Below are 19,372 nucleotides of genomic sequence, written 5' to 3'. Positions count from 1 at the left end.
TTACTGAATAGACACCGCAACACTATGCGCGGTCTGAAGACTTCAATCAATTGCAAAACCGATAAACTGTAGAGACAACAACTTTTTTGTCAGTCTGTTAATTTCGGTGTTAGTATCCTAGTAAATTACTGTTTAACATGATTGACTTACCATGGCTACCATTGATTTACCAGATAATTTAGTTCAAACATTATCACTCGTATTAAATCAGTTACAGCAGGTCTTACCTGAAGCTAAACAAGAGACAGATTTTAATGCACCTGCTTTTAGATGGGAAAATCAGCAACTTAAAGCCATCTATGCACCAAAAAATATTTATCTGGATGACTTAAAAGGCATTGAACGCCAAAAAGAAAAAATCATTCAAAATACTTTGCAATTTTTAAATGGCCTACCCGCAAATGATGTGCTTTTAACTGGCTCACGTGGTACAGGAAAGTCGTCAATTGTTCGTGCTTTATTGACTGAGTATGCTCCTCAAGGATTACGTTTAATTGAAATTGAGCGTGATGATTTGGCAGATTTACCTAAAGTTCAGAAACTTATTCAAAACCGACCTGAAAAATACATCGTGTATTGTGATGACTTAGCTTTTAATGCTGAAGATGAAAATTACCGTAGTTTAAAAAGTGTATTGGATGGTTCCTTACAGTCTGGTTCAAGTAATTTTATTATTTATGCAACCAGTAACCGTCGCCATTTATTGCCAGAATTCATGCATGAGAATACACCTGTAACTAGAGTCGACGTTCCACAATATACTGAATTACACCCACAAGAAGCGATTGAAGAAAAGATCTCTTTGTCTGATCGTTTTGGTTTATGGCAATCTTTTTATCCAATGGACCAGAGTTTATATTTAGAAATCGTAGAGCATTATATTCATAAAGCAAACATGGCCTTTAATGACGAAGTTCGTGCTGAAAGTTTACGTTGGTGTCAAATGCGTGGTCAACGTTCAGGACGTGCTGCTTATCAGTTTTCTAAGCACTGGATTGGTTTAAATGGCTTAAAAGAGCTGTCTAACAATTAAATAAAATGTCCCGCAAAGCCTTAGCTTTGGCCTGAAAACCGCTTAGTTTTGACAGTTGTTTTTCATAACCTAAAACAAAGATAGTCCTATCCTGATTTAGGTTTATATATGAAAAAAAAATTGCCCAAAATTTCTATAGGCAGCAAAGTTTTAGGTCAAAGCTTATTGCTCGCGCAAAGTGTTATAGATAAAGCAGAAAAATACTCAACGCTTCCTTTTTCTCAGCCTCATATTATTCAACCCCGAGTTGATGAAAAATATTATAGCTGGACACATTACGGCATCTTTTTTCCACTTTTGCCTGAGCCGCATCGCTATTTAAATATTATGATTTTATTAGGCACACCCGGTGCTCTTGCATTTGATCATGATGACATAATTCATGGAAATCCTCGAAAAACAGCTACTTTCTTTTCAAGTACCGCCGCAGTAGAGAAAGCTTTGCTTAAGGCTTATATCATTCCTGAAGATACAAAAATTAATAAAGATGGAAGCTTAATCGAATTAGGCCAAGAAATTTCAATTCAAGGAAAATTCCCAGAAATTCATATTAATGGACATTATGAGGGACTTGATTTCGACTTTGATATTGATGTCACCTCGCATGTTTCTTGGTTTATAAAAACACCGATTTATGATCATTTTAGTTTATTGGCAAAGTTTAAAGGCTTCTTAAGCTATCAAGCAGAGCACATTGAAAGTGAGGGACTTTGCACTTACGAATATGCTCGAGCAGTTGGAGCTCACTCCATCGCAAATAAACTTATTCCTAATGCTTATAAACTGCCGCTTGATTTTTTTACTTATCAAATTATCAATTTAAATGAGACCACTCAACTTCTTCTTACCAAAGCAGATATTGCAGGAAAGACTGCTGCTTATACTTTACATATTAGATATCTTGATCGACCCGCAGAAATTTATACAGATGTCAGTTTTGATGTTATTTCCCATCAAGTAGATGATTACATCTCACCGACTGGGCAAAAGATGCGACTTCCTAAATTCTTTTCGTGGATTGCTCGAAATGAAGCTAAACAAATTATTTTAAATATTCAGGCAGAAATTGACTGCCCACTCCGCTACGGTCATGGGCGAGGTTATGCAAGTAGTTATATATTTACCGGTAATTATTTCGGTAATGAAGTTCAAGGCCGTGGGTATATCGAATACATTGATATCGAGAGCCAACAGGCCTTTGAAGATGAATAGTTTTACTCAGGAATAGACAACTCAGTCATTGGCCAACGTGGTGTTGTGGTTACAGCCAAACCATCATGTTGTCCTGCTTTTAAGCGCTGATAACCTGCAAAAGCAATCATTGCCCCATTATCAGTACAGAGAGCAGGCTCAGCGTAGTAAACTTGTGCTTTAATTTTAGCTAATGAAGTTTCCAACTGTTCACGTAATCGTAAATTTGCGCTGACTCCACCCGCAATAACTAGACGCTTAAGTCCAGTTTGCTTTAAAGCTTTTACTGATTTTTTTACCAAGGTATCTACAATTGCTTCTTGGAATGAAGCTGCAATATCTGCGTCTCGATTTTCACCATTCAATTTTTTCAATTGAACAGAAACTGCTGTTTTTAAACCACTAAAAGAAAAATCTAGACCTTGGTGAAGCATTGGTCGTGGAAATTCAAATGCTGACGGATTACCACTCAAAGCCAATTTCGCAATATTAGGACCGCCTGGGTATGGCAAACTCATCATTTTTGCAACTTTATCAAAAGCTTCTCCAGCTGCATCATCAATAGATTCACCTAAAAGCTCATATTGACCAATACCGTGGGCTGCCATTAATTGTGTATGCCCACCTGAAACTAATAAAGCAACAAATGGAAATTCTGGTGGCTGACTTGAGAGCAGAGGTGCCAACATGTGCCCCTCCATATGATGAACGCCAATTGCAGGTTTATTTAAAGAAAAAGCTAATGTTCTTCCAAATAAAGCCCCCGTCATTAAGGCTCCCATTAAGCCTGGACCACGCGTATAAGCAATCGCATCAATCTCTTGTTTTGTTACACCACTTTGCTCAAGCAATTGATTCATTAAAGGAATTAATTTACGAACATGGTCACGAGAAGCTAGTTCAGGTACTACTCCACCATATTCGGCATGAAGTTTAATCTGGCTATAAAGAACCTGTCCCCGCAAGCCGAGTTCGCTATCATAAAGTGCCAACCCTGTTTCATCACAAGAAGTTTCCAAGCCTAAAACAATCATCAAAACTGCCTTTTATATGAGTCAAAATATTGCAATCGCTATTATAGACTTGTGATATGAGTTGTAAATGAGTAAAATACTGACCTTCACTTGTGATCCGGCACAATAGTGTGCTTGATCTTATCCATAATCTAGAGGATTTTACATGCCACAAGTTAAGTTGAAAGAAGGCGAACCAGTTGACGTAGCTATCCGTCGCTTCAAACGTTCATGCGAAAAAGCTGGTGTTTTAGCTGACGTCCGTAAACGCGAATTCTATGAAAAACCAACTCAAGAACGTAAGCGCAAAAAAGCTGCTGCAGTTAAACGCTACCAAAAGAAATTGGCTCGCGAATCTGTACGTACTACTCGCCTTTACTAATTAATTTGTGATTGACTGCTGAATTATGACTACTTTAAAAAACCAAATTACTGATGCATTAAAAACTTCTATGCGTGCCAAAGATATGGCAACAGTGACGGTTTTGCGTAGTCTACAAGCAGCAATTAAGCAAATCGAAGTCGATGAACGCATAGAGCTTGGCGACGCTCAGGTTCTTGCGGTCATTGAAAAGCAAATTAAACAACGTAAAGAATCGATCAAAGCCTTTGAAGGTGCTGGTCGTGATGATTTAGCTAGTAAAGAACAAGCCGAAGCTGAGATTTTATCCCAGTTTCTACCAGAAGCTATGACTGAGGAAGAGCTTGATTCTCTCATTGAGCAAACGATTTCTGCTCAAGAAGCAACTAGCATGAAAGATATGGGTAAGGTGATGAATTCTCTACGTCCGATCATAGCCGGGCGTGCCGATCCTTCTATAGTTTCAGCAAAAATTAAAGCTAAATTAGCTTAATTTCTTCTCTTAAATTTTATATTCCTTCAAACCAAAATTCCTTTTAGTTTGCGAATATTTGTATATCTGAAAATTTTGAAAGACCTATTTTCAAATTTTCATTCTTCGCTCATCTTGCATTTGCTTTAATCTGCTGTCTATTCTAGCCGACATTGCTTGATTGTCTTTTGCTAATCGTTGAGCATGCAACATCGATTTAATTGCATTTTCTTCACTCCCCGACCAATATTCAGCTTCCGCTCTATAGCGTAAAACGTTGATTGCCCTTAACGATCCCGCCTTGTCCAAATTAGCAGCTTGCTGTAAAAATTGCCAACCTTGTATATCTCTTGGGTTTTTATTAATAAATCGCTGAACGAGAGTTTGAACTTGTGCAAATTTTCCTTGACGCAATAGCACTTCAGCCAACTTATAACTAAAAGCTCTATTTTCAGGCATAGTCATTTGTGTTGAAGCAATTGAAGTATAGGCTTGATCCAACTTGTTTTGCCCCAGATAAATATCAGTCTGCAAGAGTGTAACGAGAGGTTTTCCACTAGATTTCACTTGATCTAAAGTGGACTGCGCCTGCACATAATCACCTTGTTTTACATAAAAAGCTGCTAAAGCAATAAGACCAGCAATATTTTTTTGTGAAGCTAAACTCTGTAGCTGGTTTTCAGTAGCCTGATTTGAAACTACCATTGTGTACCATTTTAAAATTTCAAAATCGACATCATATATACGATTTTTAACTTTAGGCATTTGGTTCGCACGAAGTCGAGCTTCACTCATGCGTTCAGTCGTTAGCGGATGGGTCAGCCAGAAATCTGGTAAAAAACTTACCCGACTAGTCGCGCGATGCATTGTTTCAAAATAATCTGCCATACTTTGAGGGTTATAACCCGCTGCATACATATATTGCATGCCAATACGGTCTGCTTCACGTTCCTGATTTCGACTATATGTTAACTGGCTATCCATTAGGGCAGCCTGCGTCCCCAACATCACTGCCGCTCCTGCATCTCCACCACCCTGTGCCGCTATGGCCACGCCTGCCAAAAGCCCAGCTAAACTTAATAAAGTTTGCCCCTTAAAGGCTTCCTCTGAACGGCTAAAATGTCTTTGTGATACGTGTGCAACTTCATGGGCCATAACACCAGCAATTTCATCAATATTACGAGCTGAAGCGATAAGTCCTGTATTGAGGGCAAATAGACCACCCGGAACAGCAAATGCATTAATTTGTGGGTCTTTAATAACAACTAGACCAATAGGTTGACCCAGTTGAGTCTCACTCAAAATACTTGAAAATACTTGAAAAAATTGGTCTTCGAGCCAGATATCTTGGATAACTGGCATTTGTTTATGAACTTCACGGAAAACTTTTTCGCCAATAAATTTTTCTTTTTGTTGATCAAGCAAGCCTATTCCACTTCCAATATTCGGAATTTCCACTTGACTCGCAGATGGCTGAGGGTCGAAAGACTGTGCATACGAAGCATTTGCTATAAAAGCCGCACTTAAAATAACTGGCAAAAATCTCAAAAGTTTTTCTCTATTAAAATCAAACCATAAAAAAGTCTACTGATGTAAACCCTAAAAAAGATTTTCAATCAATAGACTTTTACTATATCACTCGAAATCGACTAGTTTTGCAATGAAGTGTTATTCATCACTTATATAAAATTTTGGTTTACCAGATATCTAGGTGTTTTGTCTTCTAAAGCTTCAACCAAATTTTTATAGGCAAGATTCACCATTTTTTTACGGGTTTCAGCAGTAGCTGAACCCACATGAGGTAACGTGACTACGTTGGGTAATTTAAAAAGTTCTGAATCTTGTAAAGGTTCTTTTTCATACACATCTAAGCCAGCAGCAAAGATCTGATTTTGCTTTAAAGCTTCAATTAAAGCTTGCTCATCAACGACTGAACCACGCGCAATATTAATAAAAATAGCATGTTTTTGCATAAGCTCAAACTGAGCTTTACCCATTAAGGCTTTCGATTCATTATTTAAATCAACTGCGGTGACCACAAAATCAGACTGCTGTAGTAATTGATCCAAACCAAGATATTGTGCATTTAATGGTTCAGCTAATTCAGGCTTTTCACGACGATTATGGTAAACAATATTCATGTTAAATCCATAGAAACCACGACGTGCAATTGCAGCTCCAATATTGCCAAGTCCAATAATTCCCAATGTCTTTCCAAAAACATCTAAACCAAATTGCTGAGGTCCCACCGTTCTTTTCCATTCACCTTGTTTGGTCCAATGATCAAGAAAAGGAACTTTTCTAGCAGCGCTTAGTAATAATGTAAAAGCAAGATCAGCTGTTGTTTCTGTTAAAACATGAGGGGTATTTGATAACCAGATTTTTCTTTGATTTAAATAAGCCAGATCATAATTGTCATAGCCCACCGTTACAGATGAAATAATTTTTAGTTTTTGAGCTGGCGCAAGGTTATTCTCATTAAGTAACCGTCCTGCACCAATCATCCCGTCAGCATCTACAACGTGCTGTCGTATTTGTTCATTAATATCACCCAATTTAGGGTTAAGAACTACAACATGATAATCCTGTTGTAATCGAGACAAAATTTCTTCATCAATTTGACTAAAAACTACAACTTTTTTCATGTAAATCCCTACTACTCGTTGTTATCTTGCATTAATTTCCATAACCTTTTTTTAAGGAGTGGTTTCTCCAGCATTTCTTTTAAACTTGCCAAATGAATAATATTAGCGTGTTGAATATAAGAACAGTCACCAAGACACAATATCTTCTTCTCTGCTGCGACAGCATCTAAGAAGCCTTGTATATATGAACCAGCACCCCGCTGATCTTGATAAGTAGCTAAAGGAAAAGGCCACTTTAATTCAGCATACTGCCCTATTTTTGCTTTTTGTATGTTAATCCAGAGCTGTTTTTCTTCTTCATTTAAATTGGTAACATCTAAAAAAATAACACATTTTTCAAGAGAAAAAGCCTGCAACTCAAATGAAGCAATCTTAATGACAGGTGCTTGCACTTCATTGCGAGGTTCTATAACAGGTTGAACCGGCATTGACACTGGCGCCACAATTTCAGGTTCAACTTTTGGAATATCCTTAATTTGTGGCTTTGTGGGCTGCTCAACAACTATAGGCTCTACAGAAGGCAATATAATCGGTTCAGGTTCTTCAACCACATGATCTCGCCAAAGACTTTGAGCATTATTTTTTTGGCATGCCTGTGTCTTAGGAATCCACAAATCTATTCCTAAAGTTGCCAATATATTTCTTTGCTGCCCAATCATGTGTGAATCAATACCTTTACTCAAGCTACATTCTAACGGGCTTCAGTTTTTTTTTCAGTGTTTTATTTCGTTCAGTTGTTTTTATAATCGTAGATGTCTTTTAAATAATCATAACACTATTTCTTTTTTGCATTTGCTCAACAATTTCTTCTGTCTCAAAGCCAAAACGCCAATAAAGCAATTCAAGTACATCTAGTTCGTCTTGCGTGATAATGCGATCGCTCCATAAGCACATTTCTGCAATCGCCAGAATACTAAGACGGTCACGCAATAATAATCCCGCAATATCATTTAAAATTTCGGCCAAATCCAACGGCTCATCTGAAATCTCATCATAGACATACATTTCATCTGGATTGAGCAGCGAACGTAAAATACGCTCACGCACTTCTAACTGATTTGGACTATTAATTTGCTGAACATGAAGTAAAGCATCAATCAAACGAACAATTTGAGGTTTCACTTCTTCAAGTGCTGTTGGCAAATGTAACGGCATCAAATTTAATTCATATTTAACCCGCTCCAACAAAAGTGCATCTAACAAACCAATTTCGCCATCTTCTTGAATAATGAGCGCTAGTTTTGTTAGAAATTGCCGCGCAATGCTTGCTGGCATATGTCCAATGTTTTTACAGGCATCATGAAATATCTGAATATGAATACGTCCATCAAGATTTAATAAGGCATCAATAATCGCATGACTCACTGGCGCATCTTTAGGAATAAATTCTCGATATTGGCGAATCATCAAAATAGCGACCATTACCTCACGTGAACCCGTAGCAGTTTGAAGTGCACGCTGAATGAGTTCAGGACGCTTTTTATTTCGACGTACATCACTACTAAGAGGCTTAATGGCATCATTTAATGCAAAACTAATTGGTGACAACCGCAGTAAAGGCAAAGGTTGTGGAGATGACCACGGAACATAAATTTCTTTTTCAGATTCCTCTAAAAAATGAAATAAACTAAATAACGGGCGATTACGGAGTTTTTTTAAATTTTCTAATTGTAAATCTTGTAGCAAAGTCGGATTTAACTCATAAATCCGTACACGAATACTTGGGTGAATATTCATCCAGCTTTGCGGACTAAGTGAGTTCGCAAAACACATATGCGCGATTGACTCAGAATAAGCACTATGAATTTGTGAACCAGAATGGTGAACATAAATACGTAATAAAGTCTGAGTATTGGCACTATTTTTTAATAATCGTACCGTTTTTTGGTCATTACGAAATGTACGACCACTTAAGGTTAAATATTTAATAAATCGAGTAATCAGTACGCCTAGGCTTCCAGCCAGCCAAATAACACCACCCACCGCAACAAACACGGTTTCAAATTTATGTTTATAACCAGGGCTATAGCGCTTAAAACCCTGTTTTGCTAATTTACTGCCCCACTGGCTAAACGTTGTTAATCCACTATATAAAATCTTTAATTTAGTATTCTCAACAGCCTCACCCGATAAAATCTGATTAAACTCATGGCCCAACAAACCATATAGTTCAAGTTTATCTAGATTTTGCAGAGCTCCCCACGTCAAAATAATCACAATATCTTTAGGGTGAAAACCTGCTGTAAGTGCATTTACACCGACTTCATCAGGTAAAACATATAAGGTTGGAACTTTAAGTGAAAAATTTTGCGCCAAATATTCAGTAATTTTTAATGCTTCAAGCTCTTCTGGTGTACTTTCTTCTTTTACTAAACGACGTGCTTTAAGTTGTTTTGCTAAAGAATGTCCACCTTTACGCAAGATATAAAGTTCAGTAACTACTGACCAAACCATAATAAAAAGTAATAGTGCTACAAAATACGGACTTAAAGTGTGCCACCAAATGGGCTGACTATAATCAAAAAAATGGACGAGTAAACCTAAAATTAAATTTAAGATAAAAATGGTAAGCAGCACAGCAACCAAACACATAGTGATGGACCATGCCATATTCTTATTTTCGATTAGATAGTGGCTTACTTCTTTCAATGTAAATATTCCCAATTACATTGTTAGTTTTCATCATAAAAGAAAAAAGCGGGAAACACCCGCTTTTTTCAGCTATTTCTATTCTTCTTTAATGCCAGTTAAATCGACAGAAGCTGCGTCAACATTGACATCAATGTAACCATCTTTTTTCTTTTTCGCAGAATCATTACGCTTCTGCTCCAAATTATTTAGATAAGCACCATCAATATCGCCTGTGACATAGATCCCATCAAATACAGAGCAATCAAACTCAGTTAGATCAGGTACTTTGCTAGTACGTACTGCATTTTTCAAGTCTTCCAAGTCTTGGAAAACCAAACGGTCAGCACCAATAATTTCTTGGATCTCTTCTACACTGCGCTCTGAAGCAATTAGCTCAGTTTTAGCAGGCATATCAATACCGTAAACGTTTGGATACATAACCTGAGGTGCAGCTGATGCAAAGTATACTTTTTTCGCACCAGAATCACGTGCCATCTGGATGATTTCGTTACAGGTTGTACCACGAACAATTGAGTCATCAACCAGTAAAACATTCTTACCCTTAAACTCTAGTTCAACAGGGTTTAATTTCTGGCGTACTGATTTTTTTCGCTGTTGCTGACCTGGCATAATGAAGGTACGACCGATGTAACGGTTTTTCATAAAACCTTCACGGAACTTCACACCTAGAATATTTGCAAGTTCTAATGCTGAAGTACGGCTCGTATCTGGAATTGGAATAACCACATCAATATCATGGTCCTCACCCCAATCACGTAAGATTTTATGAGCAAGCTTTTCACCCATTTTTAAACGGGCTTTATAAACTGAAATTCCGTCAATAATGGCATCAGGACGCGCAAAATAAACATATTCAAAAATACATGGACGGTATTTTGGATTAGCTGCACATTGTCTTGAATATAATTCACCATCAGCAGTGATAAAAATTGCTTCACCTGGTTCAATGTCACGCTCAATTTTGAAACCAAGAGCTGTAATAGCAACTGATTCAGAAGCGATGATGTATTCCATCTCGCCTTGTTCAGTCATACGTGAACCATAGATTAGTGGGCGAATACCATTTGGATCGCGGAAACCAACTAAACCATGACCAGTAATCATCGCCACTACGCCATATGCACCTAGACAGCGCTCGTGTACACGAGTAACTGTGTGGAAAATATCATCTGGTGTAGGGTTTAAAGTACCGTTCTTCTGCAACTCATGCGCGAATACGTTCAAAAGAACTTCTGAGTCAGAATCAGTATTCATATGACGTAAATCTGTTTTAAACAGGTCATCATGAATATCTTCGGCATTGGTTAAATTACCATTATGCGCAAGCGTAATACCGTAAGGTGAGTTCACATAAAATGGTTGTGCTTCAGCACTGCTAGCAGAACCAGCAGTTGGGTAACGTACATGGCCAATACCATAATTACCAAGTAATGCTCTCATATGACGAGTATGAAAAACATCACGCACCATACCGTTATCCTTACGAAGGAAAAGACGGCCTTCATGGCAGGTTACTATTCCAGCTGCATCTTGCCCACGATGTTGCAACATCGTTAAAGCATCAAACAACATTTGGTTCACTGGCGATTTACCGGCTATACCAACAACTCCACACATAGCAACCTCGCAGACAAGCTAGGAATTAATAAAAAGGATTCTTTGTCGAATGGTCGGATCGGTTTTCTAAATCTTCCGATTCGTCCATTGTTTTTGAAGGAGTGCTTGATGCACTACCTCCAGATGTTATTTGATGAAATGCCTCACTCGCTGCATCTTTAGACAACTCAGTCGCTAAAGGGGCATAAGGCAGTAAAAATTGTATAAGTATGGACTGTTTCCAGTTTGGTGAACTTTCAACCCAAGGCCCTACGCCCTGCATTGTAATCAACACAACCAACAAGCCTTTTAAGGAACCAAAAGCACCACCTGCTAAACGATTTAATGGCCCCAATTTCAGACTTTTCAAGAGGCCATTTAAAAATGCAGTGACGATCCATGTTAAAACAATGATCAAAAGTGCTATAAATGCGAAAGCTGCAATTTTTTGAACAACCGGATCATGACTTAAACCCGACATGGACGGCGCAAGGAGGACAGCATATTTTGCACCCATAATTAATGCAATGATCCATCCTACCAAGTTCGCAAAGGCTTTGATAAATCCTTGTCGCAAACCGTTTAGCCCCCCAATGAGCAAAAGTATCAGAATAATGATATCAATTGTGTTCATATTCACTTAAGTCATGGCTGCAACACATTGCTTTACTAATATAGGACCGGTGTAAATCAATCCACTATAGATCTGTACTAGTGTTGCTCCAGCTTGCTGTTTGACTGCTGCTTGTTCACCCGACAAAATCCCACCCACGCCAATTAACGGGATTTGTCCTTTTAACGTTTGGGCAAATAAACGTAAGCATTCTGTACTTTTTTCAAAAACAGGCGCACCTGACAAGCCGCCCGACTCATTACCAGAAGGAAGATTTTCTACACCTTCTCTAGATAAAGTCGTATTGGTAACGATTAAACCATCAATTTTAAATTGCAATAATTGTGCTGCAATAAATTCAACATCTTCTGCTGTTAAATCAGGTGCAACTTTTAAAACTAAAGGAACATAATGGTTATATTGCTCGGCAAGCTCAAGTTGTCTTTCTTTTAATGTTTGCAATAATTCAGTTAATGCATCACCACTTTGTAAACTTCTTAAGTTCTTGGTATTTGGAGATGAGATATTAACGGTAATATAAGAAGCGTAGTTATAAACTTTCTCAAGGCAAATCAGGTAATCATCAACAGCCTTTTCTACAGGCGTATCTGCATTCTTACCAATATTGATACCTAGAATTCCTTTAAATTTTGAAGCTTTGACATTCTCAACAAGCTTATCAACACCATCATTATTAAACCCCATACGGTTAATAATGGCTTTCGCTTCAGGAATACGGAACAATCGTGGTTGTGGATTACCCGACTGAGGACGAGGTGTAATTGTTCCAATTTCAATAAAACCGAAACCCAGTCCAGCTAAAGAATCAATATGTGCGCCATTCTTATCAAGTCCAGCCGCTAAACCTACCGGATTTGGAAATTCAATTCCCATACAGGTTGTTGGTTTTGATTCTACGCTCTGGCGTAGCAAGCCGAACTTATGTGCTTTATCAAGCATAGATAATGTTAATTCATGGGCACGCTCTGGTGCTAAACTAAACAACATCGGGCGAGCAAGTGAATATAACATACCAATCACAGTCTACTGATTTTAGGTAGGCATATTATAGGCACAGGTAGCACAAAACACCATGCTTAAGAACACCATATTTTAATATGTTATTGAACCGTCGCTGTTAATTTAATCTGTCCATCACTTGAAACCATTTCCATCTTTTGAATACTTAAGCCCATTTGTGCAAGTTGGGTTAAAAAGTTAGCTAAAATTGCATAATTCTGATGAGTAACAATAATTTGTAACTGCTCACCATTTTGTTGAGAAGTGACCGTTAAACCTTGTTGCTGAGCTACTCGTTGTATTTTTTCCGATTGGCCTAATTCGAGTTCATTCGCTGGCTTCATGGTAACGGCATTACTCTGCATCCATACCATCAAATCTTTTAAATCATTTAAGCGTTGTTGTTGCTGCTCTGCCAAAGAATGCATTTTCCAGAGTGAAGCTCCAACAATAGCCACGACTACAAAGATTGTAGTAAAGACCACCATAATACGTTCACGCAGAGTTAAACGATCTAAATATTGAACGATTTGTTCAACCCACTGATCAAAGCGGTTTTGCAATTGAGTTATCATTTTCATTATTGTATTTTCACCACCCCAATTGCCCCACCACCATCGGCTTGAACATTACCGAGCTCCGCTTTAAAACCCTGCTGGTTAAGTTGCTGAGTTAAAGCTTGCAAATCGTCTGCCGACTTTGCTTTTAATGCCATAGTTAGTGTTGAAGCATCATAATTTAACTGCTGAGCTAAAATTTGTCTTTGCATTAAAATAGGACCAACACGGCTCAATAAAGAAAGTGCTTGTGTATCACCTTGCTTGCTCATGCGTAAATGACTTTCAAATTGGCTTTTTATGTTTTGCTCATTTACACGACTAGAGGAACCAAACCAATATTTATATTGCTCAATCGTCTGCTCAGAGGTTTGATTAGCCACACTTTTTAACTTTACCCAGCGCAATAAATCATAGCTAAACTGAACCACTATAATTGCTAAAACCACAGCAGCACACGCTTTCCAATACCCCGAAACAGCTTGCTCTTGGCCTTTAGCTTTAGGTAGAACATTAAAAGGATGCTGTTTAGGTTTATCTAAACCCTGAAATTGATAAATAAATTCTGAACGCTGCTCGGCACTTGAAGCTGCAATCAAGCTTTCTAGCTGCTCTGTTATCAAACCACTATATTGATAGTGTGTTTCAACTGGCTGGAACTCTAAAAATAATCCTAGATCATCTAGTGAATTACCCACCCATTTACTTTCACGCACAAGTAATTTCTGGTCAATATTACATAAGACCACTTGCTGCTCTTGAGGTTCCGGTAAAATTAGAAAGTCTGGCAATAACGCAACGATTTTAATAGGCAGCAAAGCCATTGCATGCTGCCATGTTTCTACTGTTGTTTTTGCCACCCCTAATACGGTTAATTGATCAGCATGAAAATGATGAACGACTTTCATATGATCAATAGGCAAAGTCACAAACTCTTCAAGCAAATATTTAACACCATCTGCGCCTAGTTGCTTGTAATGAGACTTTGCCATGTGCTGCTGGAGTACCTGAGCATGGCGACTAGGGAAAAAGATGACAGCTTCTTTTCCTTGATGTAATTGCAGGTCTTGTATTAATTGATCAAGACTTGCTGCCTGCAACCAATTTTCTCCGTTAGACCAATGCCATATTCCATTGGTTTCAGGCATCCATAAATACAGCATAATGGGCTAAATGACCTTTTTAATTATATTGTGGTATAAAACTATTTTTTTGTGTTGATAAACCAGTTGCAATAACAGCCTGATCATAAATTCGAGCTTCGGCAAGTGCAAATGGATTAAAGTTTTCATGTGTCAGTAGTTCAGCAATATACCCTACTACATTCATATGACACACGACTACAATTGACTCATAAGGAACTTGAGACAACCACTCCACTGCTTCTTTTGCATTATCATCTGGTTTGATTTTATCGCATAACAGCACTGGAACATCTTTAAAATAAGCTTGAATATGCGCCAATGTCTCTTGAGCACGTAATAAAGGACTAACTACAAAAATATCAGGCTTAACAATATCTTTTAAAAATGTTGCTGTCTGCTCAGCTTGAGCATGTCCACGAGCGGTCAGTGGACGTTTAGTGTCATTACCATTCACTGGTGGAGCGGCTTCCCCATGACGAACTAATGTCAGTTGCATAAATATTCCTTGTCAATAATTCTTGCATTATAACCGTAATTTATGACATTTATTCTTCAGACTTCATGATGAGGTAAAACAAACTCAACATCACTACGGTGTCCATTTTTCATCAGAGATAAGGCAATATTTAAAGGAGGTGCCCCCTCAAAGATAACTTCATATAAAGCATTGGTAATAGGCATATATACGTCTAGTTCTTCTGCTTTACCACGCACCTGAACAATCGTATTAATTCCTTCCGCGGTTTGCCCCAATTCTTTACTCGCTTGGTCAAGTGTTTTACCTGAACCCAAAGCATAACCAATTTGATAATTACGGCTTAAAGGGCTATTACAGGTTGCAAATAAATCACCAACACCAGATAAACCTAAGAACGTTAATGGGTTTGCACCTTGTTTGACTGCAAAACGGCTCATTTCAGCCAAAGCACGCGTTAAAATCATACTCTTGGTGTTTTCACCAATCTTGTAAGCAGCTCCAATTCCCATTGCAACGGCGTAAATATTTTTAAGTGCCCCACCCAGTTCAACACCATGCACATCATCACTACCAAAAACTCGGAATAAAGCACTATGCAGAGCATGCTGTACAGCATAACGAACGAGTTCAGAATCACTGGCAATAACAGTACCAGATGGCATACCCGCCATAATCTCCTTAGCGAGATTTGGGCCAGATAACACTCCATAAGGAACTTCTGGCAATTCTTCACGAATAATATCGCTCATGAAGCTAAAAGTTTTAGCCTCGACACCCTTCGTTAAAGAAACAACCGCCTGTGCAGTAATATAAGGAGCGATTTGTTTTAATACATCACGAAATGAATGACTAGGAATAGCCACCAAAATAATATCTCGATCACACACTGCTTGTTCTAGATCACACACAGCGCGTAATGATGGCTCTAAAACAAAGTCTGGCAAATAACGTTTATTAATATGCGTTTTATTGATTTCTTCTGCTGTATCAGCATCACGAATCCAGATCATGGTGTCACAACCATTACGTGCAGCTAAATTCGCCATAGCTGTACCAAAACTGCCTCCACCTAAAACAGTAATACGTAATGCCGTTTTTTTATCGACCGCAACAGGTTCCACTAAATCTGTAAACTTAAATTCAGTCATGCTTTATTATCCTATTTCTTACTTCTACAGACTTTTATGCCTGCCAAACTTTTACGAATTCTTTACTTTCAATATCTGCACGTGGTGCAATTGCTTTAGCTGCCGTGCCCACATAAATAATACCTGAAATTAAATCATGTGGTTGCAATCCTAAATGCTGTTTTAACCAATTTGACTCGACAACAGCACCACTACGCCACATCGTCGAAAAACCTTGAACTTGCAAAGACAATAAAAGATTTTGTACGGCAGCCCCAGTACTTAAAATCTGTTCAAAATGCGGAACCTTAGGATGATCTTGCAATTGCGTAAGCGCTAAAATGAGTAAAGGTGCACGGAAAGGATGTTGCTTAACCCGCTCAAGTTGTGCTGAGTCAGTTTCACCCAAATCGGCCAATGCTTTTGCTAAAACCTCACCAAATGCAGCACGTTTTTCAGCTTCGATAACGACAAAACGTGTTGGTTTAAGTCTATGATGGTCAGGAGCAGTTAAAGCAGCTTGAAAAGCCAACTCTAATTGATCTGCATTTGGTGCAGGCTCAATCAATTGACCAATAGATTGACGTTGGTGAATATTTTGATGAATTATCTGTGTTGCTGAATCCGTCATTAATATTGATCTAACTCAAAAAATTCAAAATAGATTAGCATAATCTACAGATAATCCACCATTGTATCTAGAACATAAAAATAACGAGTTCACGCTTTGACATTTTTCTAAGACAAAACATCAAAACTTATACAACGTCTTCAAAATCAATTAGAAAACTTGTGTTCAAATAGTGAGATCTTTTGACGATTAACGATATTAGGTGAAATATGAAAAAAATAATTTTAGCGAGCGCATTAAGTAGTGTTGTTTTATTACTAGGTGCTTGTGCCACCACCCCTAAAAACACATTGGCTGTTCAAAAAGAAAATAATCAATTTGAAGTTACAGGCATTGGTAAAACAAATCTAATTGCAAAAAATAATGCGATTACTGCCGCTCAAAAAACTTGTTCAAAAAATACTACACCCGTTGTTGTAGATGAAAAAACAACTTACAACGGCGTATTAAAAGATGTAGTAAGCGAGAAAACAGGTCAAATGGTTGAAGCTGCTGCTGGTGTGATTGGTACCTTGACTGGTAAAAATGCATCTCTAGCAAAAGACGATGATTATCAAACAACACTTACTTTCTATTGTAAAATTAATTAATCAAAAAAATCCCAATCAAATGATTGGGATTTTTTTATTAGCAATAACCATCTAATCGGGTTAATGGCAATTTCTTACCAATTGCTTTTTCAATTTCTGGCAAGTAAAAAGCATCATCTTCTGAAAGAAAACTAATACTTATACCTTGTGACCCAGCACGACCTGTACGACCAATGCGGTGAACATAATCGTCTGATTGCTCAGGTAAAGTATAGTTGATCACATGAGATACGCCATCAACATGAATACCACGGCCTGCAACATCAGTTGCGATCATGATATTATTTTTACCCTGCTTAAACTGGTCTAACATTTTTAAACGCTTATCTTGGGCAATTTCACCTGAAAGCATCCCGACCCGATACCCATCTCTCTTTAAATGATCATAAAGACGGCGTACTTGATCTCGTCGATTAGCAAAAATCATGACTTTATCGATTGGTTCTTCACGCAAAATATCTTGTAGCAAACGATATTTATCTTGTTTAGCCACGACATAAACGCGTTGCTCAACATCGTTATTGGTTTTTTGCTCAGGTTCAATTTCAACAGTGATTGGCTCAAACAACCATTGTCTCGCCAAATTAAGCACATCATAACTAAAAGTAGCCGAGAACATGAGGGTCTGACGTTCTTCCTTACGCGGGGAATAACGCACAATACGTTTTACAGAAGGAATAAAACCCATGTCCAATAAGCGGTCAGCTTCATCAATGACTAGGAATTCAATTTGATCGAGCCAAACTTCTTTTTGTTCTACAAAATCAATTAGACGCCCAGGAGTGGCAACTATGATATCAACAAAATTAGCATCTAGCTGTTTCTTTTGCTTATCAAAATCTACGCCACCTAAGAGTGTCACGATGTGTAAATCTGAAAATTTTGTGAGTAACTTCGCATCGCTTTCAATTTGCAATGCCAATTCACGAGTAGGCGCCAAAATCAGGGCACGTGGCTCACCACGAAAACGCTGCTCTTGAATCGGGTTATGTAATAAGTCATTCATCACACTAATCAGGAAAGCAGCAGTTTTACCTGTTCCTGTTTGTGCTCTACCAATTGCATCATGCCCGCCCAACGTATATTTTAAAACCTTTTGCTGAATCGGGGTCATTTGCTTAAACCCTAAAGCATCAATCGCCTTTTTAAGTTGCGGATGTAAATTCAAGGTTTCAAAACCAGATGTCATAAATACGTGCTCTAACAAACAATCTCTCTAGTGAGAAGATCATTATAAACAAAAACGCCCCAATTCAAAAATTGGAGCGTCCATGATTCATCAAAAAATGATGAATTAGTCTAAAGGCTGAACGTTTTCAGCTTGAAAACCTTTTTGACCTTGTACTACACTAAATTCTACGCGTTGGCCGTCACGTAAAGAACGGTGGCCGTCACCAGCGATTGCACGGAAATGAACGAATACGTCATCACCGCCGTTACGTTGAATAAAGCCAAAACCTTTAGTGTCGTTAAACCACTTTACTACGCCTTGTTCGCGAGCTGTCATAAGTCAATCCTCAGATGTTGAAAAAAGGACCTTCCGGTGTTGCAAACAGCAGAGCAAACAAGTGTTTAAAATATTTATAATCTTAAAGCTTGTAATCATTCTGTAAAACTATCAACAATTTCCGGTTACATCCATTTGTTATAAGATTTTTAAACCAATTTAAGTGTGCGGTAAATCCTAAAACGGTTCGAGCTTACCATGGGTTTATGACAATTAATAGAATTTTTTTCAATTATTCTCCCTATTTTTAGTCCTTTTTTTAAACAGCTTATTACAATATTTCTTATAGGTAATTGCTTGTTTCTTCTTTTATAAAATGTGCAGCGTTTATAAAAAAATTTGTTAGAATAATCTTTTTAGTTGTTTTGATGATGAATGACCAACATTTCTTCTACTACAGCACTTATTGAAATTAATGCCTTGGGCCAACCGTGTCCAATGCCTTTATTAATGCTAAAACGCGAACTCAAAAAAGTATCGGGTAAACAGCTATTTTTATTAAAATCTTCTGACCCACATAGTGAAATAGATGTAACTCGTTACTGTGGTTTACATCATTTTATGTGTCAGACAACACAGATATCCGAAAGAGAATTTCACTATTTAATTGAAACTCAATGATTCTTTGATAAACTAAAAGATTAGAAATTGCATAAAATTTTACATTTCTCTACCCAATTTTCCTTAATTATGAAGCTGATTCAAATTAAGATGAATTTATTGGTTATCCCATCCGATCCT

The 19,372-nt window shown here is 37.8% G+C and carries 21 protein-coding genes; 6 read left to right on the top strand and 15 right to left on the bottom strand.

Annotated features, from left to right (window positions below; all coding sequences use genetic code 11):
• Positions 1–151 precede the first annotated feature (151 nt).
• Together F935_RS03275 and F935_RS03270 are read left to right on the top strand one after the other, a co-directional pair.
• Complete coding sequence (locus F935_RS03275) at positions 152–1,033, top strand: ATP-binding protein (RefSeq protein WP_016137594.1); 882 nt, start codon at positions 152–154, stop codon at positions 1,031–1,033.
• A 108-nt stretch (positions 1,034–1,141) separates the two neighbouring features.
• Complete coding sequence (locus F935_RS03270) at positions 1,142–2,245, top strand: DUF6670 family protein (RefSeq protein WP_016137593.1); 1,104 nt, start codon at positions 1,142–1,144, stop codon at positions 2,243–2,245.
• Between the two features lie 2 nt (positions 2,246–2,247).
• Here F935_RS03270 and tsaD read toward each other — a convergent pair whose 3' ends face one another.
• Positions 2,248–3,258 carry a tRNA (adenosine(37)-N6)-threonylcarbamoyltransferase complex transferase subunit TsaD gene (gene tsaD / locus F935_RS03265; RefSeq protein WP_016137592.1) on the bottom strand — a complete coding sequence of 337 codons (1,011 nt, stop codon included), beginning with the start codon at positions 3,256–3,258 and terminating at the stop codon, positions 2,248–2,250.
• Between the two features lie 145 nt (positions 3,259–3,403).
• Here tsaD and rpsU point away from each other — a divergent pair, with 145 nt between their 5' ends.
• Together rpsU and F935_RS03255 are read left to right on the top strand one after the other, a co-directional pair.
• The gene (gene rpsU, locus F935_RS03260) at positions 3,404–3,619 is read left to right on the top strand and encodes a 30S ribosomal protein S21 (RefSeq protein WP_001136722.1); all 216 of its coding nucleotides are present in this window, start codon (positions 3,404–3,406) and stop codon (positions 3,617–3,619) included.
• 25 nt (positions 3,620–3,644) lie between these two features.
• A complete protein-coding gene (locus F935_RS03255) occupies positions 3,645–4,091 on the top strand; it encodes a GatB/YqeY domain-containing protein (RefSeq protein ID WP_003650763.1) in 447 nt (148 codons plus the stop codon).
• 90 nt (positions 4,092–4,181) lie between these two features.
• Here F935_RS03255 and F935_RS03250 read toward each other — a convergent pair whose 3' ends face one another.
• From F935_RS03250 to F935_RS03195, 12 genes are all read right to left on the bottom strand, one after another.
• The gene (locus tag F935_RS03250) at positions 4,182–5,609 is read right to left on the bottom strand and encodes a M48 family metalloprotease (protein ID WP_080645522.1); all 1,428 of its coding nucleotides are present in this window, start codon (positions 5,607–5,609) and stop codon (positions 4,182–4,184) included.
• Positions 5,610–5,749: 140 nt separating this feature from the next.
• Positions 5,750–6,715: a 2-hydroxyacid dehydrogenase gene (locus F935_RS03245; RefSeq protein WP_016137590.1), complete on the bottom strand. Its 966-nt coding sequence runs from the start codon at positions 6,713–6,715 to the stop codon at positions 5,750–5,752.
• 11 nt (positions 6,716–6,726) lie between these two features.
• Positions 6,727–7,374, bottom strand: a complete 648-nt coding sequence (locus F935_RS03240; RefSeq protein WP_016137589.1) for a hypothetical protein — start codon at positions 7,372–7,374, stop codon at positions 6,727–6,729.
• A 100-nt stretch (positions 7,375–7,474) separates the two neighbouring features.
• Positions 7,475–9,364 carry a M48 family metalloprotease gene (locus F935_RS03235; protein ID WP_016137588.1) on the bottom strand — a complete coding sequence of 630 codons (1,890 nt, stop codon included), beginning with the start codon at positions 9,362–9,364 and terminating at the stop codon, positions 7,475–7,477.
• Between the two features lie 78 nt (positions 9,365–9,442).
• Positions 9,443–10,984: an amidophosphoribosyltransferase gene (gene purF, locus F935_RS03230; RefSeq protein ID WP_016137587.1), complete on the bottom strand. Its 1,542-nt coding sequence runs from the start codon at positions 10,982–10,984 to the stop codon at positions 9,443–9,445.
• Positions 10,985–11,009: 25 nt separating this feature from the next.
• Positions 11,010–11,597 (bottom strand): CvpA family protein, encoded by a 588-nt coding sequence (locus F935_RS03225; RefSeq protein WP_016137586.1) that lies wholly within the window; start codon positions 11,595–11,597, stop codon positions 11,010–11,012.
• A 6-nt stretch (positions 11,598–11,603) separates the two neighbouring features.
• Positions 11,604–12,608: a quinone-dependent dihydroorotate dehydrogenase gene (locus F935_RS03220; RefSeq protein ID WP_016137585.1), complete on the bottom strand. Its 1,005-nt coding sequence runs from the start codon at positions 12,606–12,608 to the stop codon at positions 11,604–11,606.
• A gap of 89 nt (positions 12,609–12,697) precedes the next feature.
• Entirely contained in the window at positions 12,698–13,177 is a 480-nt protein-coding gene (gene gspM, locus F935_RS03215) for a type II secretion system protein GspM (protein ID WP_016137584.1), read from the bottom strand.
• Positions 13,177–14,316: a type II secretion system protein GspL gene (gene gspL / locus F935_RS03210; protein ID WP_016137583.1), complete on the bottom strand. Its 1,140-nt coding sequence runs from the start codon at positions 14,314–14,316 to the stop codon at positions 13,177–13,179. Before gspL ends, gspM begins: the two co-directional genes overlap by 1 nt.
• 19 nt (positions 14,317–14,335) lie before the next feature.
• A complete protein-coding gene (locus tag F935_RS03205; RefSeq protein ID WP_016137582.1) occupies positions 14,336–14,794 on the bottom strand; it encodes a SixA phosphatase family protein in 459 nt (152 codons plus the stop codon).
• Between the two features lie 56 nt (positions 14,795–14,850).
• Positions 14,851–15,924: an NAD(P)H-dependent glycerol-3-phosphate dehydrogenase gene (locus F935_RS03200; RefSeq protein ID WP_016137581.1), complete on the bottom strand. Its 1,074-nt coding sequence runs from the start codon at positions 15,922–15,924 to the stop codon at positions 14,851–14,853.
• Positions 15,925–15,958: 34 nt separating this feature from the next.
• Positions 15,959–16,534, bottom strand: coding sequence for a nitroreductase family protein (locus tag F935_RS03195; RefSeq protein ID WP_016137580.1), 576 nt, complete (start codon positions 16,532–16,534; stop codon positions 15,959–15,961).
• Between the two features lie 209 nt (positions 16,535–16,743).
• Between F935_RS03195 and F935_RS03190 the strand changes: the two genes are divergently transcribed.
• Entirely contained in the window at positions 16,744–17,124 is a 381-nt protein-coding gene (locus F935_RS03190; RefSeq protein WP_005046134.1) for a hypothetical protein, read from the top strand.
• 37 nt (positions 17,125–17,161) lie between these two features.
• Here F935_RS03190 and rhlB read toward each other — a convergent pair whose 3' ends face one another.
• Together rhlB and F935_RS03180 are read right to left on the bottom strand one after the other, a co-directional pair.
• Positions 17,162–18,313 (bottom strand): ATP-dependent RNA helicase RhlB, encoded by a 1,152-nt coding sequence (gene rhlB, locus F935_RS03185; protein WP_016137579.1) that lies wholly within the window; start codon positions 18,311–18,313, stop codon positions 17,162–17,164.
• 105 nt (positions 18,314–18,418) lie between these two features.
• On the bottom strand, positions 18,419–18,631 hold the full coding sequence (locus F935_RS03180; RefSeq protein ID WP_016137578.1) for a cold-shock protein: 213 nt from the start codon (positions 18,629–18,631) through the stop codon (positions 18,419–18,421).
• 375 nt (positions 18,632–19,006) lie between these two features.
• Between F935_RS03180 and F935_RS03175 the strand changes: the two genes are divergently transcribed.
• Positions 19,007–19,252 carry a sulfurtransferase TusA family protein gene (locus tag F935_RS03175; RefSeq protein WP_016137577.1) on the top strand — a complete coding sequence of 82 codons (246 nt, stop codon included), beginning with the start codon at positions 19,007–19,009 and terminating at the stop codon, positions 19,250–19,252.
• Positions 19,253–19,372 lie beyond the last annotated feature (120 nt).

It is taken from the genome of Acinetobacter calcoaceticus ANC 3811, assembly GCF_000399665.1.
Classification (GTDB): Bacteria; Pseudomonadota; Gammaproteobacteria; order Pseudomonadales; family Moraxellaceae; genus Acinetobacter; species Acinetobacter calcoaceticus_B.
This window is presented reverse-complemented; position numbering and strand designations above follow the sequence as displayed.

Bases quoted from the DNA above. Each gene is read 5' to 3' on its own strand.
- rhlB (WP_016137579.1), bottom strand. From the start codon at position 18,313: ATGACATCTGGTTTTGAAACCTTGAATTTACATCCGCAACTTAAAAAG.
- F935_RS03205 (WP_016137582.1), bottom strand. From the start codon at position 14,794: ATGCAACTGACATTAGTTCGTCATGGGGAAGCCGCTCCACCAGTGAAT.
- F935_RS03255 (WP_003650763.1), top strand. From the start codon at position 3,645: ATGACTACTTTAAAAAACCAAATTACTGATGCATTAAAAACTTCTATG.
- F935_RS03270 (WP_016137593.1), top strand. From the start codon at position 1,142: ATGAAAAAAAAATTGCCCAAAATTTCTATAGGCAGCAAAGTTTTAGGT.
- gspL (WP_016137583.1), bottom strand. From the start codon at position 14,316: ATGCTGTATTTATGGATGCCTGAAACCAATGGAATATGGCATTGGTCT.
- F935_RS03195 (WP_016137580.1), bottom strand. From the start codon at position 16,534: ATGACGGATTCAGCAACACAGATAATTCATCAAAATATTCACCAACGT.
- purF (WP_016137587.1), bottom strand. From the start codon at position 10,984: ATGTGTGGAGTTGTTGGTATAGCCGGTAAATCGCCAGTGAACCAAATG.
- tsaD (WP_016137592.1), bottom strand. From the start codon at position 3,258: ATGATTGTTTTAGGCTTGGAAACTTCTTGTGATGAAACAGGGTTGGCA.
- F935_RS03220 (WP_016137585.1), bottom strand. From the start codon at position 12,608: ATGTTATATTCACTTGCTCGCCCGATGTTGTTTAGTTTAGCACCAGAG.
- F935_RS03225 (WP_016137586.1), bottom strand. From the start codon at position 11,597: ATGAACACAATTGATATCATTATTCTGATACTTTTGCTCATTGGGGGG.
- F935_RS03175 (WP_016137577.1), top strand. From the start codon at position 19,007: ATGACCAACATTTCTTCTACTACAGCACTTATTGAAATTAATGCCTTG.
- F935_RS03240 (WP_016137589.1), bottom strand. From the start codon at position 7,374: ATGATTGGGCAGCAAAGAAATATATTGGCAACTTTAGGAATAGATTTG.
- F935_RS03190 (WP_005046134.1), top strand. From the start codon at position 16,744: ATGAAAAAAATAATTTTAGCGAGCGCATTAAGTAGTGTTGTTTTATTA.
- F935_RS03275 (WP_016137594.1), top strand. From the start codon at position 152: ATGGCTACCATTGATTTACCAGATAATTTAGTTCAAACATTATCACTC.
- gspM (WP_016137584.1), bottom strand. From the start codon at position 13,177: ATGAAAATGATAACTCAATTGCAAAACCGCTTTGATCAGTGGGTTGAA.
- F935_RS03200 (WP_016137581.1), bottom strand. From the start codon at position 15,924: ATGACTGAATTTAAGTTTACAGATTTAGTGGAACCTGTTGCGGTCGAT.
- rpsU (WP_001136722.1), top strand. From the start codon at position 3,404: ATGCCACAAGTTAAGTTGAAAGAAGGCGAACCAGTTGACGTAGCTATC.
- F935_RS03180 (WP_016137578.1), bottom strand. From the start codon at position 18,631: ATGACAGCTCGCGAACAAGGCGTAGTAAAGTGGTTTAACGACACTAAA.
- F935_RS03245 (WP_016137590.1), bottom strand. From the start codon at position 6,715: ATGAAAAAAGTTGTAGTTTTTAGTCAAATTGATGAAGAAATTTTGTCT.